The 26,608-nt window shown below is 69.9% G+C and carries 25 protein-coding genes and 1 pseudogene; 19 read left to right on the top strand and 7 right to left on the bottom strand.

Going from position 1 to position 26,608, the window contains the following annotated elements; all coding sequences use genetic code 11:
* Nucleotides 1-3: 3 nt before the first annotated feature.
* Nucleotides 4-1,167 (top strand): M24 family metallopeptidase, encoded by a 1,164-nt coding sequence (locus tag LOK44_RS02640; RefSeq protein ID WP_237568516.1) that lies wholly within the window; start codon nt 4-6, stop codon nt 1,165-1,167.
* Here LOK44_RS02640 and LOK44_RS02635 read toward each other — a convergent pair.
* Nucleotides 1,164-1,589 carry a F420-dependent biliverdin reductase gene (locus LOK44_RS02635; RefSeq protein WP_237568515.1) on the bottom strand — a complete coding sequence of 142 codons (426 nt, stop codon included), beginning with the start codon at nt 1,587-1,589 and terminating at the stop codon, nt 1,164-1,166. The two genes, LOK44_RS02640 and LOK44_RS02635, sit on opposite strands and share 4 nt — an antisense overlap.
* A 35-nt stretch (nt 1,590-1,624) precedes the next feature.
* Between LOK44_RS02635 and dprE2 the strand changes: the two genes are divergently transcribed.
* From dprE2 to LOK44_RS02615, 4 genes are read left to right on the top strand one after another with little or no spacing between them, the layout of a single operon-like run.
* Entirely contained in the window at nt 1,625-2,473 is an 849-nt protein-coding gene (dprE2, locus tag LOK44_RS02630) for a decaprenylphospho-beta-D-erythro-pentofuranosid-2-ulose 2-reductase (protein WP_372481157.1), read from the top strand.
* On the top strand, nt 2,470-3,657 hold the full coding sequence (cbiE, locus tag LOK44_RS02625) for a precorrin-6y C5,15-methyltransferase (decarboxylating) subunit CbiE (protein WP_237568514.1): 1,188 nt from the start codon (nt 2,470-2,472) through the stop codon (nt 3,655-3,657). The genes dprE2 and cbiE overlap by 4 nt, the downstream gene beginning before the upstream one ends.
* On the top strand, nt 3,654-4,409 hold the full coding sequence (cobM, locus tag LOK44_RS02620; protein ID WP_237568513.1) for a precorrin-4 C(11)-methyltransferase: 756 nt from the start codon (nt 3,654-3,656) through the stop codon (nt 4,407-4,409). Before cbiE ends, cobM begins: the two co-directional genes overlap by 4 nt.
* Nucleotides 4,409-5,134, top strand: coding sequence for a cobalt-precorrin-6A reductase (locus tag LOK44_RS02615; RefSeq protein WP_237568512.1), 726 nt, complete (start codon nt 4,409-4,411; stop codon nt 5,132-5,134). Before cobM ends, LOK44_RS02615 begins: the two co-directional genes overlap by 1 nt.
* Here the strand turns inward: LOK44_RS02615 and LOK44_RS02610 are convergent.
* Entirely contained in the window at nt 5,118-6,188 is a 1,071-nt protein-coding gene (locus LOK44_RS02610) for a phosphotransferase family protein (RefSeq protein WP_237568511.1), read from the bottom strand. The two genes, LOK44_RS02615 and LOK44_RS02610, sit on opposite strands and share 17 nt — an antisense overlap.
* Nucleotides 6,189-6,323: 135 nt before the next feature.
* On the opposite strand from LOK44_RS02610, the gene LOK44_RS02605 reads away from it, so the two are divergent.
* From LOK44_RS02605 to LOK44_RS02590, 4 genes are read left to right on the top strand one after another with little or no spacing between them, the layout of a single operon-like run.
* Complete coding sequence (locus LOK44_RS02605; RefSeq protein WP_237568510.1) at nt 6,324-7,283, top strand: ABC transporter substrate-binding protein; 960 nt, start codon at nt 6,324-6,326, stop codon at nt 7,281-7,283.
* On the top strand, nt 7,273-8,175 hold the full coding sequence (locus LOK44_RS02600; RefSeq protein ID WP_237568509.1) for an amino acid ABC transporter permease: 903 nt from the start codon (nt 7,273-7,275) through the stop codon (nt 8,173-8,175). Before LOK44_RS02605 ends, LOK44_RS02600 begins: the two co-directional genes overlap by 11 nt.
* Nucleotides 8,168-8,935 (top strand): amino acid ABC transporter ATP-binding protein, encoded by a 768-nt coding sequence (locus tag LOK44_RS02595; RefSeq protein ID WP_308192700.1) that lies wholly within the window; start codon nt 8,168-8,170, stop codon nt 8,933-8,935. The genes LOK44_RS02600 and LOK44_RS02595 overlap by 8 nt, the downstream gene beginning before the upstream one ends.
* Complete coding sequence (locus tag LOK44_RS02590; RefSeq protein WP_237568508.1) at nt 8,932-10,665, top strand: aminotransferase class V-fold PLP-dependent enzyme; 1,734 nt, start codon at nt 8,932-8,934, stop codon at nt 10,663-10,665. The genes LOK44_RS02595 and LOK44_RS02590 overlap by 4 nt, the downstream gene beginning before the upstream one ends.
* Nucleotides 10,666-10,683: 18 nt before the next feature.
* On the opposite strand, the gene LOK44_RS02585 is transcribed toward LOK44_RS02590, so the two are convergent.
* The 4 genes from LOK44_RS02585 to LOK44_RS02570 are packed head-to-tail and all read right to left on the bottom strand — an operon-like array spanning nt 10,684 to nt 14,871.
* Nucleotides 10,684-12,150 (bottom strand): precorrin-2 C(20)-methyltransferase, encoded by a 1,467-nt coding sequence (locus tag LOK44_RS02585; RefSeq protein ID WP_237568507.1) that lies wholly within the window; start codon nt 12,148-12,150, stop codon nt 10,684-10,686.
* Complete coding sequence (locus LOK44_RS02580; protein WP_237568506.1) at nt 12,147-12,773, bottom strand: precorrin-8X methylmutase; 627 nt, start codon at nt 12,771-12,773, stop codon at nt 12,147-12,149. The genes LOK44_RS02585 and LOK44_RS02580 overlap by 4 nt, the downstream gene beginning before the upstream one ends.
* Before the next feature lie 9 nt (nt 12,774-12,782).
* Nucleotides 12,783-13,907 (bottom strand): precorrin-3B synthase, encoded by a 1,125-nt coding sequence (gene cobG, locus LOK44_RS02575; RefSeq protein ID WP_237568505.1) that lies wholly within the window; start codon nt 13,905-13,907, stop codon nt 12,783-12,785.
* Nucleotides 13,908-13,911: 4 nt separating this feature from the next.
* A complete protein-coding gene (locus LOK44_RS02570) occupies nt 13,912-14,871 on the bottom strand; it encodes a TauD/TfdA dioxygenase family protein (protein ID WP_237568504.1) in 960 nt (319 codons plus the stop codon).
* 403 nt (nt 14,872-15,274) lie between these two features.
* Here LOK44_RS02570 and cobN point away from each other — a divergent pair, with 403 nt between their 5' ends.
* From cobN to LOK44_RS02535, 7 genes are read left to right on the top strand one after another with little or no spacing between them, the layout of a single operon-like run.
* Complete coding sequence (gene cobN / locus LOK44_RS02565; RefSeq protein ID WP_237568503.1) at nt 15,275-18,880, top strand: cobaltochelatase subunit CobN; 3,606 nt, start codon at nt 15,275-15,277, stop codon at nt 18,878-18,880.
* 25 nt (nt 18,881-18,905) lie between these two features.
* The gene (locus LOK44_RS02560) at nt 18,906-19,307 is read left to right on the top strand and encodes a PPOX class F420-dependent oxidoreductase (RefSeq protein ID WP_237568502.1); all 402 of its coding nucleotides are present in this window, start codon (nt 18,906-18,908) and stop codon (nt 19,305-19,307) included.
* A 1-nt stretch (nt 19,308) separates the two neighbouring features.
* On the top strand, nt 19,309-19,731 hold the full coding sequence (locus tag LOK44_RS02555) for a PPOX class F420-dependent oxidoreductase (RefSeq protein ID WP_237568501.1): 423 nt from the start codon (nt 19,309-19,311) through the stop codon (nt 19,729-19,731).
* Nucleotides 19,732-19,756: 25 nt separating this feature from the next.
* Nucleotides 19,757-20,245 (top strand): FxsA family protein, encoded by a 489-nt coding sequence (locus tag LOK44_RS02550; protein WP_237568500.1) that lies wholly within the window; start codon nt 19,757-19,759, stop codon nt 20,243-20,245.
* A gap of 1 nt (nt 20,246) precedes the next feature.
* Nucleotides 20,247-21,857, top strand: coding sequence for an amidohydrolase (locus LOK44_RS02545; protein ID WP_237568499.1), 1,611 nt, complete (start codon nt 20,247-20,249; stop codon nt 21,855-21,857).
* Nucleotides 21,850-23,508, top strand: a complete 1,659-nt coding sequence (lnt, locus tag LOK44_RS02540; RefSeq protein WP_237568498.1) for an apolipoprotein N-acyltransferase — start codon at nt 21,850-21,852, stop codon at nt 23,506-23,508. Before LOK44_RS02545 ends, lnt begins: the two co-directional genes overlap by 8 nt.
* A complete protein-coding gene (locus LOK44_RS02535; protein ID WP_237568497.1) occupies nt 23,505-24,275 on the top strand; it encodes a polyprenol monophosphomannose synthase in 771 nt (256 codons plus the stop codon). Before lnt ends, LOK44_RS02535 begins: the two co-directional genes overlap by 4 nt.
* A gap of 20 nt (nt 24,276-24,295) precedes the next feature.
* Here the strand turns inward: LOK44_RS02535 and LOK44_RS02530 are convergent, their stop codons facing one another.
* Nucleotides 24,296-24,646 carry an RNA polymerase-binding protein RbpA gene (locus tag LOK44_RS02530; RefSeq protein WP_163917143.1) on the bottom strand — a complete coding sequence of 117 codons (351 nt, stop codon included), beginning with the start codon at nt 24,644-24,646 and terminating at the stop codon, nt 24,296-24,298.
* Nucleotides 24,647-24,801: 155 nt separating this feature from the next.
* On the opposite strand from LOK44_RS02530, the gene LOK44_RS02525 reads away from it, so the two are divergent.
* The 3 genes and pseudogenes from LOK44_RS02525 to LOK44_RS02515 all read left to right on the top strand — a co-directional run.
* Nucleotides 24,802-25,146: a hypothetical protein gene (locus LOK44_RS02525; protein WP_237568941.1), complete on the top strand. Its 345-nt coding sequence runs from the start codon at nt 24,802-24,804 to the stop codon at nt 25,144-25,146.
* Nucleotides 25,147-25,231: 85 nt separating this feature from the next.
* Nucleotides 25,232-25,942 (top strand): hypothetical protein, encoded by a 711-nt coding sequence (locus tag LOK44_RS02520; protein WP_237568496.1) that lies wholly within the window; start codon nt 25,232-25,234, stop codon nt 25,940-25,942.
* 201 nt (nt 25,943-26,143) lie between these two features.
* Nucleotides 26,144-26,503 (top strand): annotated as a pseudogene (locus tag LOK44_RS02515) (winged helix-turn-helix domain-containing protein); the annotation flags it as partial.
* Nucleotides 26,504-26,608 lie beyond the last annotated feature (105 nt).

Raw genomic sequence — 26,608 nt, 5'->3', positions numbered from 1 at the left:
GGCATGGACTCCGGGCGATTCGGCACCGACGTGTATGCACGACGACTGCAGTCGGCGGCCGATGCCGCCCGAGCGGCGGGTCTGGCCGGGCTCGTCATCACCCCCGGTTACGACCTGCGCTACCTGCTGGGGTCGCGAGCGCAGACGTTCGAGCGCTTGACCGCCCTGGTGCTGCCCGCGGATGGCGATGCAACCGTGGTCGTCCCGCGGCTGGAGCTGGCGGCGCTGCGCGAGTCCGCGGTGCCGGAACTGGGCCTCGCCGTGCGGGATTGGGTGGACGGCGAGAATCCGTACCGCCTGGTCGCCGACGCGCTCGGCGGTGGGCCTGACTCAAATCCCGGGTCGCTCCGCTCCTGCCCGCCGATCAGAACTGCGGTCACCGACGCCATGCCCGCCCTGCACCTGCTACCGCTGGTCGACGTCCTCGGCGCGGTGCCGGTACTCGCCACCGACGTGCTGCGCAGGCTGCGGATGGTCAAGGACGCTGCGGAGATCGATGCGCTGCGCAAGGCCGGTGCGGCGATCGACCGCGTTCACGCGAGGGTGCCCGAATTCCTGGTGCCGGGCCGCACCGAGGCCGACGTCGCCGCCGACATCGCCGAAGCCATTGTTGCCGAGGGCCATTCGGAGGTCGCGTTCATCATCGTCGGATCCGGCCCTAACGGCGCCGACCCGCACCACGAGTGCTCCGACCGCGAATTGCGGGAGGGCGACGTCGTGGTGGTCGACATCGGCGGACCGTACGAGCCGGGCTACAACTCCGACTCGACGCGCACCTACAGCATCGGCGAGCCGTCGCCGGAGGTGGCTCGGCAGTACGCCGTGTTGCAGCGGGCGCAACGGGCCGCGGTGGCCGCGGTGCGGCCAGGCGTCACCGCGGAGCAGGTCGACGCCGCGGCGCGCGACGTGCTGGCGGCCGAGGGGCTCGCCGAGGTGTTCGTGCACAGGACCGGTCACGGCATCGGCCTGTCCGTCCACGAGGAGCCCTACATCGTGGCGGGCAACGACCTGCCGCTGGAGAGCGGGATGGCGTTCAGTGTCGAGCCCGGAATCTACTTCCCAGGGCAGTGGGGTGCGCGGATCGAGGACATCGTGGTCGTCACCGAGGACGGTGCGCTGTCGGTGAACAACCAGCCGCACGAACTGGTCGTGGTGCCGGTGGCCTAGTCGCCAGAGCGGTCGAGCAGCTCCGAGGAACCGAGCACGCGTTCGACACGCACCTCGATCACGACGCGCCGGGGGTTGACCCGGGGAGTGCGGTACCGCTGGGCGTAGCGCAGCTCGGCGTCCCGCACGGCGTCCGGTTCGTCCTTGACCGTCGACTTGCCCTCGAGCGACAGCCAGCGCGCACCGTCGACCTGGCTGAGTACGGCCACGCCGCGCTCGGCTGCGTTGACGGCCTTCTGCGAGCCGCCCGTAGTGATCACCCGGGCGACGTGCGTCTTGGGGTCGAAGGTGAACCCCACGGCCACGACGTGGGGTGAATTGTCCGACCGCAGCGTGGTCAGCATGGCGAGATGGCGTTCGGTGAGGAACGCGATCGCGTCATTCGTCAGCCGGGTCGTTGCCTTGCGACCAGAAGTAGCCATCGGGACCCAACCTAGCGCAGGACATAATCACGACCATGGAAGACACGGCGGGCACTGACGAGCGCTTGCGCGAGGAACCGGCGGGCACTGACGAGCGCTTGCGCGAGGAACCGGCGGGCACTGACGAGCGCTTGCGCGAGGAACCGGCCGGCACAGTGGTGGTGATCTTCGGCGGCCGCAGCGAGATCGGCGTCGAGCTGGCGACGCGGCTGGCCCGTGGCGCGACGGTCGTCCTGGCGGCGCGGCGGGCCGACCAGCTCGCCACGGAGTCGGAGGCGCTTCGAGCGGCCGGTGCGGCGGCGGTTCTGACCGTGGAGTTCGACGCCGACGACCTGGCCTCTCATCCGGGTGTGGTCGCGGCCATCGTGGCCGCGCACGGCCGCATCGACACCGCGGTGGTGGCGTTCGGCATCCTCGGCGACCAAGCCCGCGCGGAGCACGACGCCGCGCACGCCGCGGCCATCGTGCACACCGACTTCACCGCGCAGGTCAGCCTGCTGACGGTGCTGGCCGACACCATGCGGGCCGCCGGCGGCGGCGACATCGTGGTGTTCTCCTCGGTCGCCGGTGCGCGAGTTCGCCGCGCCAACTACGTGTACGGCTCGGCGAAGGCGGGGCTCGACGGGTTCGCGCGCGGTCTGACTGATGCGCTGCACGGGTCGGGGGTGCGGGTGCTGCTGGTCCGGCCGGGCTTCGTGATCGGGCGGATGACCGAGGGCATGACGCCCGCGCCGTTGTCGAGCACGCCCAGTCAGGTCGCCGAGGCGACGGCGGCGGCGCTGGCCAAGGGGCGCAGCGAGATCTGGGTGCCGCGGTCGCTGGGCCTGCTGGTCGTGGCGCTGCGGTTACTGCCGCGCGGGGTGTGGCGGCGGTTGCCGCGATGAAGGGACGGATCGTTGTCGTCGGCATCGGCGCCGACGGCATGGCGGGGCTCCCGCCGGCGTCGGCCGACGAACTACGCCGCGCCACCGTGGTGTACGGCTCACCGAGGCAACTCGATCTACTCGACGATTCGGTCTCGGGGGACCGGCGGCGGTGGCCGTCGCCGATGCTGCCCGCGCTGGTCGACCTCTTCCAGGAGGCCCGTTCGGACGTGCACGTGGTCGCCAGCGGCGACCCGATGTTCCACGGCATCGGGACGACGCTGACGAAGTACTACGGCGTCGGCCGGGTCACCGTGCTGCCCCACGTGTCGTCGGTGACGCTGGCGTGCGCCAGGCTGGGCTGGGCGGTACAGGACGCCGAGGTCATCAGCCTGGTGACGGCGCAGACACCCAGCGCGGTCCGCCGAGGCGGGCGATCGATCGTGTTGAGCCGCAACGAGTCCAGCGTCGCCGAGTTGGCTCGGCTGCTCACCGCGACCGGTCGCGGACAGTCGGTGCTGACCCTGCTGGAGCAGCTGGGCGGGCCGCAGGAGAGCATCCGATCGGGCACCGCGCTGGAGTGGTCGGTTCGACCGCCTGACGACGTCGACCCGCTCAACGTCATCGCCGTCGTCTACCGGCCCGACGAGCGGCTCCTCACGACGCTGCCCGATGACGCGCTTGCCCACGACGGCCAGCTGACCAAGCAGTCGATGCGCGCGGTCACGATGGCGGCGCTGGCGCCTCGGCCCGGCGAGCTGCTGTGGGACGTGGGCGCCGGCTCGGGCAGCATCGCCATCGAGTGGGCCAGGGGCTCGAACAGGTGCGATGCCGTGGCCTTCGAGCGGGACGAGGCACGCCGGGAGCGGATCACCAAGAACGCGACGGCGTTCGGTGCGGCGGTCGAGGTGCGTGGCCCCGCGCCGGAGAGCTTCGAGGGCGTGCGGGCGCCCACGGCCATCTTCATCGGCGGAGGGCTCACCCATCCCGGGGTGCTCGACGGCTGCTACTTCCATCTGATGGGCGGGGGGCGGCTGGTGGCCAACGCCGTCACCATTGAATCGGAAGCCGTTCTTGCGCAGTGGTATTCGAAGCACGGCGGGGAGATGCGCCGGTACCAGCACTACCGCGGTGAGCCGGTCGGCGGCTTCACCGGGTGGCGCGCGGCGATGCCCGTAACGCAGTGGACGATGATCAAGCCGTGACGGTCTACTTCATCGGGGCGGGCCCGGGTGCCGCGGATCTCATCACCGTGCGGGGCCAGCGTCTGCTCAGTCGGTGTCCGGTGTGCCTCTACGCCGGGTCGATCATGCCCGAGGATCTGCTCGCGCTGTGCCCTTCGGATGCGCGGGTGGTCGACACCGGGCCGCTGACCCTCGACCAGATCGTCGACGAGCTGAGCGAGGCACACGCCGCCGGTCTGGACGTGGCCCGTCTGCACTCCGGTGACCCGTCGCTGTACAGCGCGCTGGCCGAGCAGTGCCGCAGGCTCGACGAGCGCGGGGTCGACTGGGAAGTCGTGCCAGGGGTGCCGGCATTCGCCGCCGCGGCGGCCGCACTGGGACGCGAACTGACCGTTCCCGGTGTCGCGCAGACCGTCACGCTGAGCAGGGTGTCGACGCTGTCGACGGCGATGCCCGACGGCGAGGACCTGCGCACGTTGTCGGCTCCGGGCGCCACCCTGGTGCTGCACCTGGCAGCGGCACAGATCGACGCGATCGTGCCCGAGCTGGTGGCCGGTGGGTACCGGGCCGAAACCCCATGTGCGGTGGTGGCCTTCGCCAGCTGGCCGCAGGAGACGGTGATCCGGTGCACGCTGGCCGACGTCGCCGAGCGGATGAAGGCCGAGGGCGTCACCCGGACGGCGGTCATCGTCGTCGGCGACGTCCTCGCCGCCGAGGGTTTCACCGACAGTTACCTGTACTCGACCGGCAGGCGCCGGGGGAGCCGGCACTAGTGCGCCTACTCCTTCTCGGCGGCACCGGCGAGGCACGCGCGCTGGCGGCGCGGCTGCACCCGGACGTCGACGTGGTGAGCTCACTCGCCGGTCGCGTTCCCGATCCCGCGCTGCCGGTGGGGACGGTGCGCATCGGCGGCTTCGGTGGGGCTGCCGGCCTACGGACGTGGTTGTCCGACAACGGGATCGACGCCGTGGTCGACGCGACGCATCCGTTCGCCGCGACGATCACCGCCAACGCGGCGCAGGCATGCCGTGCTGCAGGCGTCCCGCATGTGGTGCTGGCCCGTCCGGCGTGGCCGCCTGGTGCCGCCATCGTCGTCGACTCGGATTCCGACGCAGCGCGGGTGGTCGCCGCGCGCGGATGCGAGCGGGTCTTCCTCACCACGGGTCGATCCGGTACCCGGGCGTTCGTCGACGTCGACGCGTGGTTCCTGATCAGGGCGGTCACCGCGCCGGATCCGGACGCGCTGCCGCGACGACACCAGCTGGTGCTGTCGCGCGGGCCCTACCGTGTGGGCGACGAGCGGGAACTGTTGCGGCGGTGGCAGATCGACGCGCTGGTCACGAAGAACAGCGGCGGGGACATGACCAGGGCGAAGCTCGAGGCGGCCGACGACCTCGGGGTGACGGTCGTGATGGTGGACCGTCCCCGGCTGCCCGACGGCGTCGAGGCGGTCTCGACGGTCGACGACGCGGTGCGGTGGGTCAGCGCGCGTCGATGAGCGCCAGGCTGTCCAGGTCGCGGATCGCCTGGCAGCCACGTTCGAGCATGACGCGCATCATCTCGTCGCCGCGTTCGGTGTTGCTCGCGAAAGCGCACCCGAGAGTGGTGATCAGCGGCGCCTGCAGCATGCCGAGCCGGTAGTCGCGCCAGCACGCGTCGCGGTCGTAGCCGGTGATCCCGTAGCCCAGCAGCTCGTCGTGATAGGCCGCGACCAGCTGCTCGTCGAGGCCGGCGCGCTGCTCGGGTAGCAGGCTGGTGGCGGTGAAGTAGGCCAGGTCCCTGGCGGGCAGACCGGCGCCGAGGGTCTGCCAGTCGACCACGGTCACCTCGGTGCGGTCCGGCGTGAACAGCAGGTTGTCGAGGCGGTAGTCGCCGTGCATGAGCGAAAAACGGCCCGGTTCGGACAGGAGCCACGGTGTGGTCAGGGCCATCGATTCCGTTGCGGTCGTGCGGTTCTCGGCGCTCATCCGGTCGCCGAGGCGGTCCAGCGTGATCTGCGTGGCCATGATCGCGACGTCCCCGAGGCCCTTGGCGGCGTCGCCGGTCGCCATCGACATGGCCAGTCCGGGGAAGTCGGCCCACTTCGGGTCGCACCACGTCGGGCCGTGCAGGCCGGCGAGGGCGCGCACGGCGAGTTCGGCCTCGACTCCGTCGCATCCGCCGATCTGGTCTCCCTGAACCGCGGGTGCCATGTCGGCGAGCAGCAGGACGATGTCGCCGCCGTCGTCGGAGATGTCGCAGTAGTAGTGCCGGGGGATCGGCACCCTCACCGCGTCGGCGACGTGGGTGTAGAAGGCGTGCTCGGCGCGGTAGCCGAGTGCCACTCGCTCGCGCACGGTCTCGTCCTGTGACGGCAACTTGACGGCGAATGTGGTCGGCAGGTCGCGCTCTCGCCCTCCGGCGTAGGTGACCGTGAGGCGGTACGTCGCGCCGGTCTGCCCGGTGCCGATCGGCGCGGTCTCCACCGCCGTGACGTCGGCGCCCAGTGCGGTGCTCAACCACTGGGGCGTCACGTCTTCGGGACTGCGCGGAATGGCGGCGGCCGTGGTCATGGGGCCGGACACTAATCGGCCTGCTGACAGCTGTCAACGATTCTCGACGGCAGTCAAGCAGTGTATTCAACACTTTGTGGAGACGAATTCAACATTTTGTTGTAGCGTCGCGCAGATCACACCTTGGAGGTTCCGATGCGATCACCGTCGCCCATCAGTTCACCGCTCCGCCTGCTGCTCGCCGGAGCCCTCATCGCCGGCGTCACCGCATGTGGGAGCGGTGTCGGCAGCGACACTGCAGGAGAGTCCGCCGCCGGCGGCAGCCAGTCGGCGATCCCGGACAACGCCTCGCTGATCGCCGCCATCGAACCGGACGAGGCACTCGCCGCGCGACTGCCTGCGCCGGTCGCGCAGGCCAAGACCGTCAACGTCGGGTCCAACGTCCAGTCGGCGCCCAACAACTTCTACGCCGCAGACGGCAAGACGCCGATCGGTTACGAGGTCGACCTTGCCAAGGCCATCGGACGCAAGCTCGGCGTCGAGATGGCATACCAGGACATGGCCTTCGGCTCGTTGATCACGAGCCTGCAGTCGGGCCGCATCGACATGACGATGGCCGGGATGAACGACACCACGGAACGTCAACAGCAGATCGACTTCGTCGACTACTTCTCCTCCGGCATCACGATCATGGTGCAGAAGGGCAATCCCGAGGGCATCACCGGTCCCGACGCGTTGTGCGGCAAGAACGTCGCAGTCGTGCAGGGCACCAGCCATCAGACCTTCGCCGCGGCGCAGAGCGAGAAGTGCGTCCAGGCGGGCCAGCCCGCGGTCGCCGTGACCGCCACCGACAGCGACACCCAGAACCAGAACCAGCTCCGCACCGGGCGCGTCGCGGCGATCCTCAACGACCTGCCGAGTGCTGCCTACATTTCCCGCACCGCCGGTGATGGCAACACCTTCGAGGTGGTACCCGGTCCGCCGATCGAAGGCGGCCCGTACGGCATCGGGTTCGCCAAGACCAACGTCGGCCTCCGCGATGCGGTCAACGAGGCACTCGGCGAGCTGATCGGCGACGGCACGTACCTACAGATCCTGCAGAGCTGGGGCGTGGAACAGGGCGCACTGAAGGAGTCCGCCATCAATGGCGCATGACGCACCGGCGCAGGCGCTGCCGATAGTTCGGCTCCGGCACTGGGGTCGCTGGGTCAGTGCCGTCGTGATCGTCGGCCTGCTCGCAGGGTTGTTCGTCGCGCTCTCCGAAGCACGGATCGACTGGGCTTCGGTGCCCGACTTCGTCGTGTATCGGGTGATGCTGCTCGGCCTGGTCAACACGGTGCTGCTCGCCGTCGTCGCGCAGACGGTCGCCATCGTGATCGGCATCGTCATCGCGCTGATGCGCCGCAGCGCGAATCCGGTGGCGAAGGCGTTCGCTGCGGGCTACATCTGGTTGTTCCGCGGTTTGCCCGTGCTCCTGCAGATCCTCATCTGGTACAACCTGGCGCTCGTGATCCCCAGGTTCTCGATTCCGTTGCCGTTCGGCGGATCCCTGATCGACGAACCCACCAACGTGCTCGTCAGCGCCTTCACCGCGGCCCTGCTCGGACTCGCGCTCAACGAGAGCGCCTACATGGCGGAGATCGTGCGCGCAGGGCTCAACAGTGTCGACAGCGGGCAGACCGAAGCCGCGAAGTCGATTGGCATGGCACCGAATCTGACGCTGCGCCGGATCGTGCTGCCACAGGCGATGCGAGTGATCATCCCGCCGACGGGCAACGACTTCATCGACATGCTCAAGGGCACCTCGATCGCCTCGGTGATCGGCGTGACCGAACTCCTGCACGCCTCCAACAACATCTCCTCGCACAACCTGCTGGTGATGGAAACGCTGTTCGCCGCCGCAATCTGGTACATGGTGGTGGTGACCGCGGCGGGCATCGGACAGCACTACCTGGAACGTACCTTCGGTGCTGCCGAGCGCAGTGTCGCCGCGCAGGCCGCCAAGGCGTTGCGAGCCATTCCATTGACGAGGGGCGCCCGTGTCTGAGCCGCTGCTGAGAGCCATCGGCGTCCGAAAGAGCTACGGGCACAACGAGGTTCTGAAGGGCATCGACCTCGACGTACGCCGCGGCCAGGTGGTCTGCCTGCTCGGCCCGTCGGGAGCCGGGAAGAGCACCTTCCTGCGATGCCTCAACCACCTGGAGACCATCGACGACGGCCAGGTGTGGGTGGACGGCAAGCCCATCGGGTTCGAGCTGCGCAACGGCAAGCTCTACGAGCTGCGCGAGCGCGACGTCGCCAAGCAGCGCCGGGACATCGGGATGGTGTTCCAGCGATTCAACCTGTTCGGCCACCGCACCGCGCTGGAGAACGTCATCGAGGGCCCGATCCGCGTGCTCGGCGTCGCGCCCGACGTCGCCCGACGGGAGGGCCGCGAACTGCTCGACCGCGTCGGACTCGGCGAGCGCGGTGACGCATACCCCGCCCAGTTGTCCGGCGGCCAGCAGCAGCGCGTGGCGATCGCACGCTCGCTGGCGATGAAGCCCAAGCTGATGCTGTTCGACGAGCCGACCTCTGCGCTCGACCCCGAATTGGTCGGTGAGGTACTCGCCGTGATGAACACGTTGGCCGCCGACGGCATGACGATGGTCGTCGTCACCCACGAGATCGCCTTCGCATCGGAGGCCGCCGACGAGGTCGTGTTCATGGCCGACGGTGCGGTCGTGGAGACGGGTCCACCCGAGCGCATCCTCAAGACGCCGGAACACGAACGCACGCGCCAGTTCTTGGCCCGGGTGCTCGCGTGAAGCCCATCTCGCCGCGCTACCTGTTGCAGTTCGCCGAGCCGTCCGGTTACCTCGACTTCGCCCGCTTCGGGCCACCGTCACATGCCGTGCTCGACGCCACGGCCCGGCTCCTGGAGAAGGCGACGCGCGCCGGACCGTCCACCGTGGACGAACTGATGAGGGAGGAAACGCGCGCCAAGGCGGCCGCGGCTCGCCTGTGCGGCAGCGACATCGACCACATCGTCCTGCAACCGCACACCAGCCTCGGCCTGTTGCAGGCGGCGTTCAACGCGCCGGGTGGCACCGTGCTGGTGTCGGCGGCGGAGTTCCCGGCCAACACCTACCCGTGGGCGCGCGCCGAGCAAGCGGGGCGCCTGTCGGTCCGCCATCTGCCGGGCGGCCACGTCACGGCGGATCTGGTCGCCGAGGCCCTCGCCGACGACGTGTCCATGGTCTCGGTCAGCGCCGTCGACTACCGCACCGGCTACCGCGCCGACCTGGCCGCCCTCCGCGAGGTCGTCGGCGACCGATTGCTCGTCGTGGACGCCATCCAGGGCTTCGGCGTGATCGAGGCGCCGTGGGAGGTGGCCGACATCCTGGTCACCGGCGGACAGAAGTGGCTGCGGTCGGGGTGGGGGACCGGGTTCGCGATGCTGTCGGACCGCGCGTTGGAACGGATGGACCCCGTGCTGTCGGGATGGACCGGCGCGCGCGATCCCGGACTGTTCGACGAGACGATCCATCCCGCGGACACCACCGCTGCGGCGTGGTCGATCTCGAACCTGAGCCCCGTCACGTCGGGGGCGTTCGCGGCTGCGCTCGAACTCGTCGAGGAGGCAGGCGTCGCCTCGATCGCCGAGCACGTCGCGACGCGGGTCGAGATGCTCGAGGACGTCCTCCTGACCTACGGGGCGCACATCGTCTCGGCACGCGAGCGGCGGGCGGGCATCCTCGCGTTCACGATGCCGGGGCATGCGCCCGAGCAGATCGGTGCCGCCATGAACGCGGCGGGGATGGCGGCAACCGTTCGGCCCGAACACGTTCGGTTGTCGCCGCACGCCTCGACGTCGCTCGACGTCGGCGATCGGCTCAGGGAGGTCCTCGTCTCGCTGACGCAGCCGCACCGGCCCGCGTCCACGCCGCATCCGGTCGTGGCCGGCAGCGTTACCCACGAACTGCTGGCGTCAATGGTTCCCACGGTGCACGGGCTGGCGGCGATGCTCGGTCCCGGCAACGAGGTGCTGCTGCACGACCTGTCGCGATTGCCCGATTCGATCGTGGCCATCGCCGGCGACCTCACGAATCGCACGGTCGGTGGACCCATGACAGATTTGCTGCTCGGTCTGATCCGCCGCGGCACCACCCAGGACCTGATCAACTATCGAACCAACGGACCGGACGGACGGCCGATCCGGTCCTCGACCCTGTTCCTACGCGACGTCGATGGCGCCGCTGTCGGGTGTCTGTGCGTGAACAGCGTCGTGCCGGAGGCCGTTGCGTCCGACGTTCCCGAACGCGACGAGAGCTTTCCACCGGACGTCGACAGCCTCCAACGGTTCCTGGTGGACGGTGCGATCGCCAAGGTGGGGGTGCCGACGGTGAAGATGAAGAAGCACCACAAGGCCGCCGTCGTACGCGAACTCGACGAGGCCGGTTTCTTCCTGATCAGGGATTCCGTGGACCACGTCGCGGGACGGCTCGACGTCTCGCGCTACACGATCTACAACTACCTCAACGAGATTCGGGGCTGACGGTCGCCCAACCCGGGGTCAGCCGGGGTAGCGGCGCAGCGTGTAGACCCGGTCGACGCCGTCGTCGGAATGCCACTGCGTCTGCGAGGAACCGATGATCAGGAGGCAGCGCATGTCGACGTCGCCTGCGTCGAGGTCGGCGAGGCGCACCACCTTGACCTCCTCACGCGGGCCGGACACGTCGCGGCCGATCACGACCGGCGTGCCCGGATCACGGTGTTCGAGCAGCAGATCGCGCATCGCGGCGACCTGCCAGGTGCGGGTCTTCGACGCGGGGTTGTAGATCGCCAGCACCAGGTCCGCCTGTGCGGCCGCGGTCAGTCGCGCGGTGATGACGTCCCACGGCTTGAGCCGGTCGGACAGCGAGATCACCGCGTAGTCGTGGCCCAGGGGAGCGCCGACCCGACTGGCGACGGCCTGGGCCGCGGTCATGGCGGGGATCACCCGGACGTCGACGCCAGGCCACTCCTTGGCCTCCTCGAGCACCGCGGTCGCCATGGCGAACACACCCGGATCGCCGGAGGACACGACTGCCACCGCACGGCCCTGCTCGGCGAGCATGCAGGCCAACCGCGCGCGCTCGGGTTCGTCGGTGTTGTCGCTGGGGTGCCGCGTCTGGCCGTCGCGGGCGCCGACGCGATCCAGGTAGGGGCCGTACCCGATGAGGTCGGTCGCGGCGGCCAGTTCACGGCGCGACTGCGGCGTCATCCAGTCCACGTCGCCGGGTCCTAGGCCGACCACGGCGACGCTGCCGACGGGCTCGGGCCGCGGTGACATTCCTGGCAGCATGGCGATCGCGAAGTAGGGCACCGAGTCGGCGTCGGCATCGGCGGCGGGCAGCACGCGCTGCCGATCGGTGCTGGCCCGCTCGACGTAGAACGCCTCGTCGATCCGGCCAGTCGCCCGAAGCGCTTCCAGCACAGCGGGATACGACCGGCCGAGCTTCATGATCACCGCAGCGTCGGTGTCGGTCAGTCGCCGCTTGAGTTCGGCGGGCGGCAGCGTGCCCGGCAGGATCGTCAGTACCTCGTCGCCCTGAACCAGCGGTGTGCCGGTCGCGGCCGACGCCGCGCTGACCGACGTGACACCGGGCACGATGACGGCCTCGAACCGCTCCGTCAGCCGGGTGTGCATGTGCATGTAGGAGCTGTAGAACAGCGGGTCGCCCTCGGCGAGCAGGGCGACGTCACGGCCGGCCTCGAGGTGCACCGCGATCCGCTCCGCCGACTCGCGGTAGAAGTCCTCCATCGCGCCCGAGTAGCCGCCGGGGTGCTCGGTGGTCTCCGTCGTCACGGGATAGACGAGGTGTTCCTCGATCTGGTCGGGCCGCAGGTACGGTGCGGCGATGCCGCGGGCGATGCTGCGGCCGTGCCGTGCGCTGTGATAGGCGATGACGTCGGCCTCGCCGATCACGCGGGCGGCCTTGACGGTGACCAGTTCCGGGTCGCCGGGGCCGAGGCCGACGCCCCACAGGGTGCCCGTCATTCGCGCTCGCTCGCAATCGCGTTCACCGCGGCCGCAGCCATCGCGCTGCCACCGCGCCGTCCCGTCACCACCAGGTACGACATGCCGCGCGGACGGGCGATGAGTTCGTCCTTGGACTGCGCGGACCCCACGAAGCCGACCGGTCCACCGAGCACGGCGGCCGGGACCGGTGCGCCCTCGTCGATCAGCTCCAGCAGCCGGAACAGGGCGGTGGGTGCGTTGCCGATCGCGAGCACGGCGCCACCGAGACGGTCGGCCCACAGGTCGACCCCCGCTGCCGACCGCGTGCTGCCGAGCTTGGCCGCGAGGTCGGCCGCGCGTGCGTCGCTGACCAGCGGCACCACTTCGTTGTCCGCGGGCAGCCGCGACCGGGTGATGCCCGAGGCCACCATCGACGCGTCGCAGAGGATCGGGGCTCCTGCCGCCAGTGCGGCGTGGGTGCGGGTCACGACGTCGTCGGTGTAGGCGACGTGATCGGCGACGTCGACCTGACCGCAGGTGTGGATGAGCCGCACCACGGCCCGTGAGACGTCCTCGGGGAACCGGTCGAGGTCGGCCTCCGCGCGGATCGTCGCGAACGACTGGCGGTAGATCTCCGCGGCGTCGCGGACGTAGTCGAGCACCCGCTCACCCTACGGGCGACGTGGGTGGTACCCGTCTCCGGTTGCCACTAGCACTTCGCCGACCGGCGGGCTGCCGCAGGCGCGTTCGCATCCGACGAAGTGCCGGTGCACGGCGCTCGACGACGGCTGTGCGGTCGACGCCGCATCGGCGGCGTCGCTGCGCACGTCGGCCACCGAGTGCTCGCAGCCCGGGCTGCCGGTGCACGAGCTGATCGACAGCCACGGCGAGTCGGCGTCGAACACCAGGCCCAGCGGCGCCAGCACCCGCAGCGCGACGTCGGCCACCCCCTCGTCGAGGTCGCAGAGCAGCACCGAACGCCACGGGGTGATCACCAGCGGCGCCTCGACGGCGGCCAGGAACTCCGCGGTCCTGGCCTCGAGGACGCCGAGGCGGATCGCCGCGCCGAGGGTGACCCGGCCGTCGTCCTGTTCGATCCAGCCGACGGGCGGTGCCGTCACGGGGGGCCAGGTGGCACCGGGGTCGGCTCCCCGCGTCAGCCCCGCCGTCAGCACCGCGGGGTCGGGGAGTTCGGTTATCCGCCAGTGCTTGTCGCGCACCTCGACGAAACGGGCGGCGACTGCCGCCATGGTCGATACCGCGTCGGGCAGCGCCATGCGCACGCCGGTGTCGACGCCGGCAACCAGCAGCGCCGCGGCGTCTGCGGACAGCACGTGCGCGCCGACGTCGGCACCGAGTCCGCTGACGTCGCCGCGGCCGTCGTCGATCGCGAACAGGAACCGCCCGGGCAGCTGGGCGAGTGTGGCGTCCCGCTGGATCGTCGCGTCGAGATCACGCACCACGTCGCGCACGTCGGCGATACCGCCGGACCTGCCGGTCAGTGGTGACGCCAGGACGTTGCGCACCCGCTCGTGCGTCGGCGAGGGCAGCAGCCCGGCGGTCGCCACGGCCTCGGCGAACGCGTCGGGGTCGGTGACGCCGCGGGCCTGGACGTTGCCGCGGGAGGTGAGTTCCAGGGCAGACGAGCCGAATCGGGTCGCCGCGGCCGCGAGGGCGCCGAGTTGCGCGGCGGACATGATCCCGCCGGGGAGGCGCACCCGCGCGAGGGCGCCGTCGGCCGCCTGATGCACCTGCAGTGCGCCAGGGCAGCGATCGTCGTCGCGGGCTCTGCTCACCCGTCTACGGTACGGCGGTCAGCCGCCTCGACGACCGCGGCGGTGCCACGATCTGCGAGTAGTGCGACGCGTCGCCGGTGATGACCCGGCTGCTCGCCCCGTGCACGTCGACCGGGACGTCGCCGGCGAGCGTGATGCGGCTCAGCTTGCGGTACTGGTCGTCGTAGTCCGACACGGCGTAGTGCTGGGTGGCGCGGTTGTCCCAGATGGCCAGATCGCCCGGCTGCCAGTTCCACCGGATCGTGTTCTCCAGCCGCGTCACCCGGGCCTGCAGCAGGGCCAGCAGCGTCGCCGACTCGTGGGTGCCGAGCCCCACGAACCGCTTCACGAAGTGGCCGAGCAGCAGCACCTTGCGACCGGTCTCGGGGTGCACGCGCACGACGGGGTGCTCGGTCTCGAAGGTGTCGGACACGAACTCGTCGCGGTACTGCCGCGTCTTGTCCAGTGCCGCGTCGCGGGACTCGTCGAAGTCGCGGACGTAGTCGTAGTCGTTGGTGTGGATCGCCCACAGGTTCTCGACGAGGTGGCGCAGCGGCTCGGGCAGCTGGTCGTAGACCGCCTCGGTCGACGCCCACGTGGTGGTGCCGCCGTAGGAGGGCAACGTGACGGCGCGCAGCAGCGACGCCTTCGGGATGCGGTCGACGAACGTGACGTCGGTGTGCCACGAGTTCGCCTTGTCGTAGCGCGAGTCGATGGGCAGCACGTCGGTGCCGCGGGAGAGCACGGTCGGGTGCGCGAGCGTCGGGGTGCCCAGCGTGCGGGCGAAGGCGAGTTGCTCGTCGTCGTCGAGGTGCTGTTGATCGCGGAAGAAGATCACCTTGTGGGTCAGCAGGGCGTCGTTGATGGCGTCGACGGTCGTGGCGTCGAGGTCGCCGCCGAGGCGGACGCCGTCGATGCGCGCGCCGATGTGCGCGCCGAGCTTGACGACGACGGGGAGGTCGGGGCTGGGGGACGGGGAAGCCATTGGTTCATTTCCGCACTCGCGGCGGATTGCCGACAGGGTTTCGCTTCCCGCGATCCGAAGTCGTCGACCGAGGTCGGGGTCTCCTAGGCGAATTCGATGTGACGCAGGTCACCAACGCGTCAGGTGTGTTCTCTGCCACACGATTCGAACGAAACCGGTACCGCCGGTACTAGGTTTCGAGACAGCCCGCCCGCCGACATCGGAGTCGGCGGGCGGCATACAGAGAGGAACGACGATGGTCGGTCTCATCGTTTTCGCCGTATTGATACTCGCCCTCATCGCCCTGGTCGGGTTGCCCTACCCGCAGTCCTGGCACAGCCGCTGGGGTAGCTCCGACCGCTGATCCCGGGCGAGCGAAGCGACGGGGGGCTGAATCCCGGAGGGCGTGCGGTACGAATGGTGTGTGGCTCCCACTCCGTCGGTTCCGACCGTCCTACTGCTGTCGACGTCCGACACCGATCTGATCGCCGCGCGTGCCAGCGGCGCCAACTACCGCTGGGCCAATCCGTCGCGACTGATCGACGGTGAACTCTCGGAACTCCTTACCGGCGTCCAGGTGGTCGTGGTGCGCATCCTCGGCGGCTACCGGGCATGGGAGGACGGCATCGACGAAGTCGTGGCCTCCGGCATCCCCACGGTCGTCATCAGCGGCGAGCAGGTGCCCGACGCCGACCTGATGAGCCATTCGTCGGTGCCCGCAGGCGTCGCACTGGAGACGCACGTGTACCTCGCCCAGGGCGGCGTGGCCAACTTCGCCCAGCTGCACGCGTTCCTCTCCGACACGGTCCTGATGACGGGGTATGGCTTCAGCCCGCCGGTCACCACGCCCAACTGGGGCGTCCTGGAGTGTCCGGAGGGGTACGAGTCGACCAACGACGGCCCGCGCGTCGCGATCCTCTTCTACCGCGCTCAGTATCTGGCGGGCAACACCGCCTACATCGGCGCGCTGTGCCACGCCATCGACGCGGCCGGTGGCCGCCCCGTCCCCATTTACTGCGCCTCTTTGCGCACCGCCGAACCCGAACTGCTCGACCTGCTCGCAGGCGTCGACGCGATGGTCACCACGGTGCTCGCCGCGGGCGGTGCCACGCCGGCCGCGGTGGGCGCCGGCGGTAGCGACGAGAACTGGAACGTCGCACATCTCGCGGCGCTCGACATCCCGATCCTGCAGGGGTTGTGCCTGACGTCGTCGCGGCATGCCTGGGAATCCAACGACGACGGCATGTCGCCGCTCGACGTCGCCACCCAGGTGGCCGTTCCGGAGTTCGACGGCCGCGTCATCACGGTTCCGTTCTCGTTCAAGGAGATCGATGACGACGGACTGATCTCGTATGTCGCCGACCCCGAACGGTGCGCGCGGGTGGCGGGCCTGGCGGTACGGCATGCGCGCCTGCGCCACGTGGCACCGGCCGACAAGCGCATCGCTCTGGTGTTCTCGGCCTACCCCACCAAGCACGCCAGGATCGGCAACGCCGTCGGCCTGGACACCCCTGCCAGCGCGGTGGTCCTGCTGCGGGCGATGCGCGACGCGGGCTACGACATCGGCGAGGTTCCCGGGGTGGAGGCAGGCGACGGCGACGCGCTCGTACACGCGCTGATCGAGCGTGGCGGTCAGGATCCGGACTGGCTGACCGAGGAGAAGCTGGCGGCCAACCCGATCCGAGTGTCGGCCGCCGAGTACCGGGAGTGGTTCGCGACGCTGCCCTGCGACTTCGCCGACGCGATCGTCGAGCACTGGGGTCCACCGCCGGGCGAGCTGTTCGTCGACCGCAGCAATGATCCCGACGGTGAGATCGTCGTCGCCGCAATGAAGTCCGGCAACGTGGTGATCCTGGTGCAGCCCCCGCGCGGGTTCGGCGAGAACCCCGTGGCCATCTATCACGACCCCGACCTCCCGCCGAGTCACCACTACCTGGCGGCGTACCGGTGGCTCGACCGGGACTTCGCCAACGGCTTCGGCGCCGACGCGGTGGTCCACATCGGCAAGCACGGCAACCTGGAGTGGTTGCCTGGCAAGACCCTCGGCATGTCGGCGGGCTGCGGCACCGACGCGGCGCTGGGCGACATGCCGCTCATCTACCCGTTCCTGGTCAACGATCCGGGCGAAGGCACCCAGGCCAAGCGCCGCGCCCACGCCATCCTGGTCGACCACCTGATCCCGCCGATGGCGCGCGCCGAGAGCTACGGCGACATCGCCCGGCTCGAACAGCTTCTCGACGAACACTCGATGATCTCGACGCTCGACCCGGCGAAGCTGCCTGCGATCCGGCAGCAGATCTGGACGCTGATGCGCGCCGCCAAGATGGACCACGACCTCGGGCTGGAGGACCGCCCGGACGAGGACGTGTTCGACGACATGCTGCTGCACGTCGACGGCTGGCTCTGCGAGATCAAGGACGTCCAGATCCGCGATGGACTGCACGTGCTGGGTCAGGCGCCTGGCGGAGACGTCGAACTCGACCTGGTGCTGGCCATCCTGCGTGCCCGCCAGCTCTTCGGTGGTGAGCAGAATGTGCCGGGACTGCGGGAAGCGCTGGGGCTGGCCGAGGACGGTCAGGACAGTCGCACCTCGGTCGACGCCGCGGAGGAGAAGGCGCGCGAACTGGTCGCGGCGCTTCAGGAGTCCGGTTGGGACGCCGAGGCGGTCGACGGGATCACCTCAGACCCCGCCGTCGCGTCGGTGCTCCGCTTCGCCGCAACCGAGGTGGTGCCGCGCCTGCGGGGCACTGCGCGGGAGGTCGACCAGATCCTGCACGCACTGGGCGGCGGCTTCATCGACTCGGGTCCGTCCGGGTCGCCGCTGCGCGGCCTGGTCAACGTGCTCCCGACCGGCCGGAACTTCTACTCCGTCGACCCCAAGGCGGTGCCGTCGCGGCTCGCATGGGAAACCGGTGTGGCGCTTGCCGATTCACTGCTCGAGCGGTATCGCACCGATCACGGCGAGTGGCCGCGCTCGGTGGGCCTTTCGGTGTGGGGCACCTCGGCGATGCGGACCTCGGGTGACGACATCGCCGAAGTCCTCGCCCTGCTCGGGGTGCGGCCGGTGTGGGACGAGGCGTCGCGGCGGGTCGTCGACCTCGAGGCGCTGTCGCTGGCGGAGCTCGGCAGACCGCGCATCGACGTCACGGTGCGGATCTCCGGCTTCTTCCGGGACGCGTTCCCACACGTGGTCACCATGCTCGACGACGCGGTCCGCCTCGTCGCCGGACTGGACGAGGCCGACGAGCACAACTACGTACGCGCCCACACGTCGGTCGACCTGGCCGACCACGGCGACCAGCGGCGCGCCACCACCCGGATCTTCGGGTCCAAGCCCGGCACCTACGGCGCGGGTCTGCTGCAGCTGATCGACAGCCGAAACTGGCGTGACGACCAGGACCTGGCCGAGGTCTACACCGCCTGGGGCGGTTTCGCCTACGGCCGCGACCTCGACGGTGCACCCGCCACCGCCGATATGAACGCGAACTACCGCCGCATCGCGGTCGCCGCGAAGAACACCGACACCCGCGAACACGACATCGCCGACTCCGACGACTACTTCCAGTACCACGGCGGCATGATCGCGACCGTCCGCGCGCTGACCGGGAAGGCTCCGGCCGCCTACATCGGGGACAACACCCGGCCCGAGTCCGTGCGCACCCGCACCCTGTCGGAGGAGACCACCCGGGTGTTCCGGGCGCGCGTGGTGAACCCACGCTGGATGGCGGCCATGCGGCGCCACGGCTACAAGGGTGCGTTCGAGATGGCGGCGACGGTCGACTACCTGTTCGGCTACGACGCCACCGCGGGTGTGATGGCGGACTGGATGTACGAGCGGCTGGCCGGTGAGTACGTGCTCGACGACGAGAACCGCAAGTTCATGGCGGAGTCGAATCCCTGGGCGATGCACGGGATGGCCGAGCGCCTCCTCGAAGCCGCGGGCCGTGGAATGTGGGCGTCGCCGGAACCGGCGACCCTCGACGCGTTGAAGCAGGTGCTGCTCGAGACCGAGGGCGACCTGGAGGGGTGAGGGCCTGCGTAGGTAGGTTGATCACATGCCCGTGACCTTCGCCGACGTCGCCAAGTCCGAGTACATCCTGCTCACCACGTTCACCAAGGACGGCAGGCCGAAGCCCACCGCCATCTGGGCTGCACCTGCGGGTGACGCCCTGATCGCGATCACCCAGGAGAAGTCCTGGAAGGTCAAGCGGATTCGCAACACCCCGCGGGTCACCATCGCCGAGTGCGACCGCGGCGGCAAGCCCAAGGGCGAGGCCGTCGAGGCCAGGGCGACGATCCTGCCGAAGTCGGCGAACGGGAAGACCTACGACGCGATCGGCAAGCGCTACGGCTTGATAGGCAAGACGTTCAACGTGTTCTCGAAGCTGCGCGGCGGGATGACGAAGAACGTGACGATCGAGCTGACGCCGACGGGGAACGACTCGGGGGCGAGCTGACATGGCACCCACGTTCGAGGACGTCTACGGCGAGAAGTACCTGCTGCTGACCACGTTCACCAAGGACGGGCGACCCAAGCCCACCCCGGTGTGGGGCGTTCCCGACGGCGACAGGCTGGTCATCAGCACCGACGACGGGTCGTGGAAGACCAAGCGCATCAACAACACTCCGCGTGTCACGATCCAGAAGTGCGGTGTGCTCGGCAAGGTGAAGGGCGAACCCGTCGAGGCGGTGGCCCGCATGCTGCCGAAGTCGGAGACCCGTCGGGTGTTCGACATGGTGACGAGGCGGTACTGGTGGCACGCCTGGTGGTGGATTCCGCAGGCGCGTCTGCGCGGGGGAGTCGACAAGGTGCACGCGGCCATCGAGGTGCGGGCAGCGGACTCGGACGCCAACCCGAACCCGGCGCCCTCCGGAACCTGACCGGCACGCGGAACGTTCTCCCGACATGGCTATGCGGCTCTTCCTGGTGTACGTCCTCGCCGAACTGGCGGTGGTCGTCGGCCTCGCGTCGACGATCGGCTTCGGCTGGACCCTGCTGATCCTCGTGGGCACCTTTGCCCTGGGGCTGGCGCTGGCCGGTTCGCAGGCCAAGCGTCAGATCCGCAAGCTGCAGTCCGGGCTGGCCACGCCACAGGGCGCGGTCACCGACGGCGCACTCGTCGCGCTGGGCAGCGTGCTGACCATGGTCCCCGGGCTGCTGACCTCGGTACTCGGGCTCATCCTGCTGCTTCCGCCCACCCGGGCGCTGGCACGTCCGGCGGTTGCCGCCCTTGCGGCCCGGCAGCTGGGCCGCATGCCCCTGATCGTCACGTCGACAGGCCCTGGCGGATTCCGCACCACGAGCCGGGACTACGTCGACGGCGAGGTCATCGACGTCACCGACGTCGCGCAGCCGGGACTCCCCGGCACGGCCGGCCGACCGCCCGTCGACTGACTTGACGACGCTACTGGTCAACGGGCGGATACACAGCCCGGCGATGCCGGACGCCACCGCCATGGCGGTGACCGACGGTGCGGATGCCGCGGTGCGGTGGCTGGGTTCCGACGAGGTCGGCCGCGTCCAGTTCCCCGGCGCCGAGGTCGTCGACCTCGACGGCGGCTTCGTCGCCCCGGCGTTCGTCGACAGCCACGTGCACCTGACCTCGACCGGACTCAACGTCGGTGGCCTCGACCTGCGCGGCGCCACCTCGCTCGAGGACCTCGTCCGGCTCGTCGGCGACTACGCGCGCCGCAATCCCGACGGACCGATCTGGGGGCACGGCTGGGACGAGACTGCGTGGCCGCGACCGGTGCCGCCGACGACGGCCGACCTCGACGGTGTCATCGGCGACCGGCCCGCGTACCTCGCCCGCGTCGACGTGCACTCCGCCGCCGCGTCGACCGTCCTGCGGCGCCTGGCGCCCGAGGCTCAGACCGCAACGGGCTGGCACGGTGAGCGGCCACTGACCGCGGCCGCACACCACCTGATCCGTGCGCAGGCCCGGCGACTGCTGACGCCCGCGCAGCTGCGCGCGGCACGCGTCGCGGCGCTGGACCTGGCGGCGCGGTCGGGCATCGTCGCCGTGCACGAGTGCGCGGGTCCGGAGATCGGCGGCCTCGACGACTGGCTCGCCGTGCGCGCGTTGGACCACGGCGTGGACGTCGTCGGCTACTGGGGCGAGGCGGTCAGCTCGGCCGAGCGTGCCCGCGACCTGTTGGCCGAGACGGGGGCGGCCGGCCTGGCCGGCGACCTGTTCGTCGACGGCGCCCTCGGTTCGCACACGGCGTGGCTGCACGAGCCGTACGCCGACGCGGATACGTGCGGAAACGCCTACCTCGACGTCGAGGCGGTCGAAGCCCACCTGGCCGCGTGCACCGACGTCGGCGTGCCCGCCGGGTTCCACGTCATCGGCGACGCCGCGGTCGCGACGGTCGTCACGGCCCTCGAACGCGTCGTCACCCGGTACGGAGCCCCGGCGGTCGCGCGGTGCGGTCATCGCCTCGAGCACCTCGAGATGGTGTCGGCGGAGCAGGCGGCCCGGCTCGGTTCATGGGGCGTCATCGCCAGCGTGCAGCCCAATTTCGACGCGCTGTGGGGCGGTGCGGACGGCATGTACGCCCAGCGCCTCGGCGCCGATCGAGCGCTCGGGCTCAATCCGCTCGCCCTGTTAGCATCCTCAGGCGTGCCCCTCGCCTTCGGTTCGGATTCGCCCGTGACCGGCGTCGATCCGTGGGCCACCGTGCGCGCGGCAGTGCATCACCGCACACCGGGCAGTGCCGTGTCGGCCCGAGCGGCGTTCTCCGCCGCAACCCGCGGCGCATGGCGCGCGGCCGGGATCCGCGACGGCGTCACCGGCACGTTGGTGCCCGGCGCCCCGGCCTCCTACGCGGTGTGGGACCTACCCGGCGGCGCCGACGACCTCGAGGTGGCGGCGCCCAGCGACACCGTGGCGCGCTGGTCGACCGAGCCGAACTCCCGCGTGCCCGCCCTGCCCAGCCTCGACCCGGCGCACGCGCTGCCGACGTGCCGTACGACCGTGCACCGGGGTGCGGTGCTTCATGGCTGACCCCGGCCGGGTGTGGGGCTGGGCCAACCCGCGGCTGGTGCGACTGAGCGTCTCGATCGCCGCCGGGCTGTCGATGTGCCTGGCCTTCCCGCCGTTCGGGTGGTGGTTCCTCGCGCCCATCGCCGTCGGCGCCCTCGGCTGGGTGCTGCTGCACCCGTCGACGCGGCCGGCAGGCGGCTTCGGTTACGGATTCCTGTTCGGGCTTGCCTTCTACCTACCGCTGCTGCCGTGGATCAGCGGACTGGTGGGGTCGGTCCCGTGGGTGGGGCTCTCGGCGCTGGAGGCGCTGTTCCCTGCCGTCTTCGGCCTGCTCGCGGTGGTCGTGCGCAAGCTGCCTGGCTGGCCGCTGTGGTTCGCCGGGGTGTGGATGGTCGCCGAATGGTTGAAGTCGGTCGTGCCGTTCGGCGGATTCCCCTGGGGTGCCGTCGCGTTCAGTCAGACCGACAGCCCGCTGCTGCCCGCTGCCCGTCTCGGCGGCGCCCCGCTGGTCTCCTTCGTCACCGTCCTCGCCGGGTTCGGCCTGCTGGCTCTGGCACTGGAGGGCGTGCGCTGGTGGAAGCACGGTGACCACTCGGTTCACCACGTCCTACACGCGGTGGTCGTGCCCGGTGCATGCATCGTGGCGGTGCTGCTGCTCGTCGCACTCGCCGGGCCGTCGGTCCGCAAGTCGGCGCTCACCGTCGGCGACGAGGACACGGTGACCGTCGCCGCGATCCAGGGCAACGTGCCGCGGCTCGGCCTGGAGTTCAACGCCCAGCGCCGCGCGGTGCTCGACAACCACGTCCGCGAGACGCTGCGCCTTGCCGACGACGTCCGGGCGGGCAAGGCGCCCGCGCCCGACGTGGTGATCTGGCCGGAGAACTCTTCGGACATCGACCCGCTGACCAATCGCGACGCGGCCGAGCAGATCGCCGTCGCCGCCGACGCCATCGGCGCGCCGATCCTGGTGGGCGCCGTGGTCAAGGCTCCCGGCTACAGCCCGGCCAACCCCGTCTCGCTGAACTCGGTGATCGTCTGGAACGGGGCGGGCCAGCAGGATCCGGCCGGGCCGGGGGAGCGTCACGACAAGAAGATCGTGCAGCCGTTCGGGGAGTACCTGCCGTGGCGCAGCTTCTTCGCGAAGCTGTCGTCGTACGCCGACCGCGCGGGCTACTTCCTACCGGGGACGGGAAGCGGCGTGGTGCACGCCGCCGGAATCCCGATCGGCGTCACCACGTGCTGGGAGGTGATCTTCGACCGCGCCGCCAGGGAATCGGTCCTCGCGGGCGCCCAGCTGCTGACCGTGCCCGCCAACAACGCGACGTTCGACGAGGCCATGAGTTCCCAGCAGCTCGCCTTCGCCCGGCTGCGCGCCGTGGAGCACGACCGGTACGTCGTCGTGGCGGGCACCACGGGCATCAGTGCCATGGTCGCGCCGGATGGCGCGGAGCTGGCGCGAACGGCGTTCTTCGAGCCCGCCTACCTGGACATGCAGCTGCGTTTGCGGTCCGATCTCACCCCCGCCACGCGGTGGGGACCCGTCGTCCAAGCGCTTCTGGTGGCCCTCGGCGTTTCGTCGGTGGTCGCCTCGATACTGCACAATGGGAGTTTCGCGCGTCGCCGCAAGCCGGTGACTGCACGCGCAGGGAACGACGAAGGAGTGGGCGCATGAACCAGCACGAGGTCGACGGGGATCGACCGAGCCAGCGCACTTTGGTCATCGTTCCGACGTATAACGAGCGCGACAATCTGCCGCTCATCGCGCGCCGCCTGCACGCGGCGCGTCCCGACGTCCACCTGCTGGTCGTCGACGACGGCAGTCCCGATGGCACCGGAGAGCTCGCCAACGAGCTGGCCCTGGCCGACCCCGACCGCGTGCACGTCCTGCACCGAACCAGCAAGGACGGGCTCGGCGCCGCCTACCTGGCTGGCTTCGCATGGGGGCTGGGCCGTGGTTACACCGTGCTCGTCGAGATGGACGCCGACGGCTCGCACGCGCCCGAGGAGCTGTACCGGCTGCTCGACGCGGTCGACGCGGGAGCGGACCTGGCGATCGGTTCGCGCTACGTCGAGGGCGGCGAGGTCCGCAACTGGCCGCGGCACCGAAAGGTGTTGTCGCGCACTGCGAACGGCTACTCGCGCATTTCGCTGGGGGTCGACGTCAACGACATCACCGCGGGCTTCCGGGCCTACCGGCGCGCGGTGCTCGAGAAGATCGACCTCGCGGCCGTCGACTCCAAGGGCTACTGCTTCCAGGTGGATCTGACCTGGCGCACGATCAGCGCCGGCTTCGTCGTCGCCGAGGTCCCCATCACGTTCATCGAACGCGAGCTGGGCAAGTCGAAGATGAGCGGTTCCAACATCCGCGAGGCGATCGTCAGGATCGCGCAGTGGGGCATCCGCGGGCGCTTGGACCGCGCCCGCGGCGTCGTCAGGTAGGCCTATCGGCCCACCCGGGATCAGCTGCTGCTACTGCTGCCGCGGCGACGGGTCTTGATCAGGTCGAGCCGCTCCTTGAGCAGTTCGTCGAGTTCCTCGATCGAGCGGCGCTCGAGCAGCATGTCCCAGTGCGTGCGCGGCGGCTTTACCTTCTTCTGCTCGGGGGCCTCACCGTCGATGAGGGTGCCCTCCATGCCGTTGCGGCACGGCCAGGTTCCGGGAATCTCCGCGTCGTCGGCGAACGGAACTTCGAATTCCTCGCCGTTGTCGGTGCGGTATCGAGCGACCTGACGCGGTGCCAGGTCGTGGTTGCGGTCCGTCTCGTAGCTCACGGCTCCGAGTCGGCTACCCCTCAAGACACGATCAGCCATCGTCATCACTCCTCTTCACATGCGTTTACGTCCGGGAACATCAACGCAACTCGAGGTTGCGAAGTTCCCGACCCAACGGTCCATGATACCGGGATACCCACCGACCGCCGTTTAGAGTCTGATTCGTGGCCTCCACGTCTACCGGGATCTCCCCCGTGACCCCGACCGTCAACCGCCGACGCGCACGTCCACAGCCCTGCCGGTGGTGCGGGCGCGAGGTGCCCGACGCCGGCATCGGGCGCCGCAGGCAGTACTGCCGACAGTCGTGCAGGCAGCGCGCCTACGAGCAGCGAGCCCTGGTCAAGGGCACGTCGGTACCCGCGGATGCCGTCGTCCTCACCGCCGAGGAGGCGTCGGAACTGTCCGACCGGGTCTTCCAGGTGCGCTGCGCGGCCGAGGACGTGGCGACCGCCGTGGAGGAGGGCGCAGACACGACCGAGTTGCGCGATCTCTGCTACGCGCTGATGCAGGCCGCCAAGGCGGCCGACGGCTGGCGCTAGGACCGACCGCCGTAGACCGCCAACCTCCCTGCAATCTCCACCAATTCTTCATGTATCGCCACGACGCGGCGCCCATGCTGTGGGCATGAGAAAACAACTCCGCACCCTGCTGGTGGGGTTCAGCGCCATGGTCGCCCTGGGCTCCCTGTCCGCCTGCTCGAGTGGCTCGTCGAACGATTCGTCGTCCACCACGTCGTCTTCGACGACGACCACGTCTGCCGTCGCCGCGCCGTTCCCGACGACGGCCACCTTCGTTGCCGACACCGAGGCCGATGGCAAGAAGATGACCATCGGGATCTCGGTGGAGGGCGACCAGATCACCGCATACGCATGCAATGGCATCGACGACGAAGCGTGGTTCTTCGGCAATCAAGCCGGTGGCGACATCGACATCACGTCGAAGTTCCGTGACACCTTGACCGCCTCGTTCAATGGCACCGATCTGACCGGCGATCTGGACATGAACGGCGTCAGTTATGACTTCACCGCCGCGCCCGTCTCCGAGCCGGCGGGCGTGTACACCGCGGACCTCGACGGTGTGCGCTCGTCATGGATCGTCCGGACGGACGGCTCGGCGATAGGCGTGCAGTTCAACGGGGGTGTCAGCGGCCGGGACTTCGAACAGGCCGAACTCCAGCAACTCAACGCCGCACAGTTTCAGGCACAGGTGCGAAACAAGCGCCAGCTGCAGCAGGCCGACCAATCGGTCAGGCTCAGCAAGGGGTCCCTCACCTCGCGGATCAACGGCCGCGACGTGACCGCCACGCGGGTGAGCGGAACTACCCGATTCGGCTGATCTTCCGCGCACGTCCACCCACGGCCCCGCCAGGCCACGCCGGTTTCCCGGCTGCCCGGCGGGGCCGTTTTACGTGGCCGAGGGGTCGCCACAAACTTTCTTCGACCTCCGTTGAACCATTTCGGGGGTTCGCCCGTCGTTCCCTTCGACGGCTCCCCAACGGGAGCGTGACGCCTGAAGGGATACATCGTGACCGTGCACTTGCCGCTTTCGGCGAACCCATCCGCGCTCGAGGCCGCAGTTTGGCACTTCGGTGAGTTCGTTCTCGACCTTCCCCGATATGAGCTGCGGCGCGACGGGGTCTCGGTGCGAGTCGAGCCGCAGGTGTTCGACGTGCTGACGCACCTCGTTCGGCACCGTCACCGGGTCGTGACGAAGAACGAGTTGTTCGACACGGTGTGGGGCGGACGCTTCGTGGGCGAAGCAGCCCTGACCAGTCGGATCAAGGCGGTCCGGCGCGCACTTGGCGACGACGGGGAGTCGCAGCACTACATTCGGACGGTGCGGGGCCGGGGTTACCAGTTCGTCGGGGTTCTCGCCGAACCGGAGGTCGATCCCGCCGAGCGCACGGTCGACGCCGACCCGCGGGGCCCGGAGATGGTTCTGCACCTCGGCAACGCCGTCGCACGACCGCACCGCACGTCGCCCCAGCGTTCGCGCCGCCCG

Source organism: Mycolicibacterium lacusdiani, assembly GCF_021916785.1.
Classification (GTDB): domain Bacteria; phylum Actinomycetota; class Actinomycetes; order Mycobacteriales; family Mycobacteriaceae; genus Mycobacterium; species Mycobacterium lacusdiani.
This window is presented reverse-complemented; position numbering and strand designations above follow the sequence as displayed.

Excerpts from the sequence above, each read along its gene's own strand:
- LOK44_RS02520 (WP_237568496.1), top strand. The coding sequence starts at position 25,232 with ATGAGAAAACAACTCCGCACCCTGCTGGTGGGGTTCAGCGCCATGGTC.
- cbiE (WP_237568514.1), top strand. The coding sequence starts at position 2,470 with ATGAAGGGACGGATCGTTGTCGTCGGCATCGGCGCCGACGGCATGGCG.
- LOK44_RS02570 (WP_237568504.1), bottom strand. The coding sequence starts at position 14,871 with ATGGCTTCCCCGTCCCCCAGCCCCGACCTCCCCGTCGTCGTCAAGCTC.
- LOK44_RS02550 (WP_237568500.1), top strand. The coding sequence starts at position 19,757 with ATGGCTATGCGGCTCTTCCTGGTGTACGTCCTCGCCGAACTGGCGGTG.
- LOK44_RS02610 (WP_237568511.1), bottom strand. The coding sequence starts at position 6,188 with ATGACCACGGCCGCCGCCATTCCGCGCAGTCCCGAAGACGTGACGCCC.
- LOK44_RS02560 (WP_237568502.1), top strand. The coding sequence starts at position 18,906 with ATGCCCGTGACCTTCGCCGACGTCGCCAAGTCCGAGTACATCCTGCTC.
- lnt (WP_237568498.1), top strand. The coding sequence starts at position 21,850 with ATGGCTGACCCCGGCCGGGTGTGGGGCTGGGCCAACCCGCGGCTGGTG.
- LOK44_RS02535 (WP_237568497.1), top strand. The coding sequence starts at position 23,505 with ATGAACCAGCACGAGGTCGACGGGGATCGACCGAGCCAGCGCACTTTG.
- LOK44_RS02635 (WP_237568515.1), bottom strand. The coding sequence starts at position 1,589 with ATGGCTACTTCTGGTCGCAAGGCAACGACCCGGCTGACGAATGACGCG.
- LOK44_RS02585 (WP_237568507.1), bottom strand. The coding sequence starts at position 12,150 with ATGACGGGCACCCTGTGGGGCGTCGGCCTCGGCCCCGGCGACCCGGAA.
- LOK44_RS02605 (WP_237568510.1), top strand. The coding sequence starts at position 6,324 with ATGCGATCACCGTCGCCCATCAGTTCACCGCTCCGCCTGCTGCTCGCC.
- LOK44_RS02640 (WP_237568516.1), top strand. The coding sequence starts at position 4 with ATGGACTCCGGGCGATTCGGCACCGACGTGTATGCACGACGACTGCAG.
- LOK44_RS02600 (WP_237568509.1), top strand. The coding sequence starts at position 7,273 with ATGGCGCATGACGCACCGGCGCAGGCGCTGCCGATAGTTCGGCTCCGG.
- LOK44_RS02555 (WP_237568501.1), top strand. The coding sequence starts at position 19,309 with ATGGCACCCACGTTCGAGGACGTCTACGGCGAGAAGTACCTGCTGCTG.
- LOK44_RS02530 (WP_163917143.1), bottom strand. The coding sequence starts at position 24,646 with ATGGCTGATCGTGTCTTGAGGGGTAGCCGACTCGGAGCCGTGAGCTAC.
- dprE2 (WP_372481157.1), top strand. The coding sequence starts at position 1,625 with ATGGAAGACACGGCGGGCACTGACGAGCGCTTGCGCGAGGAACCGGCG.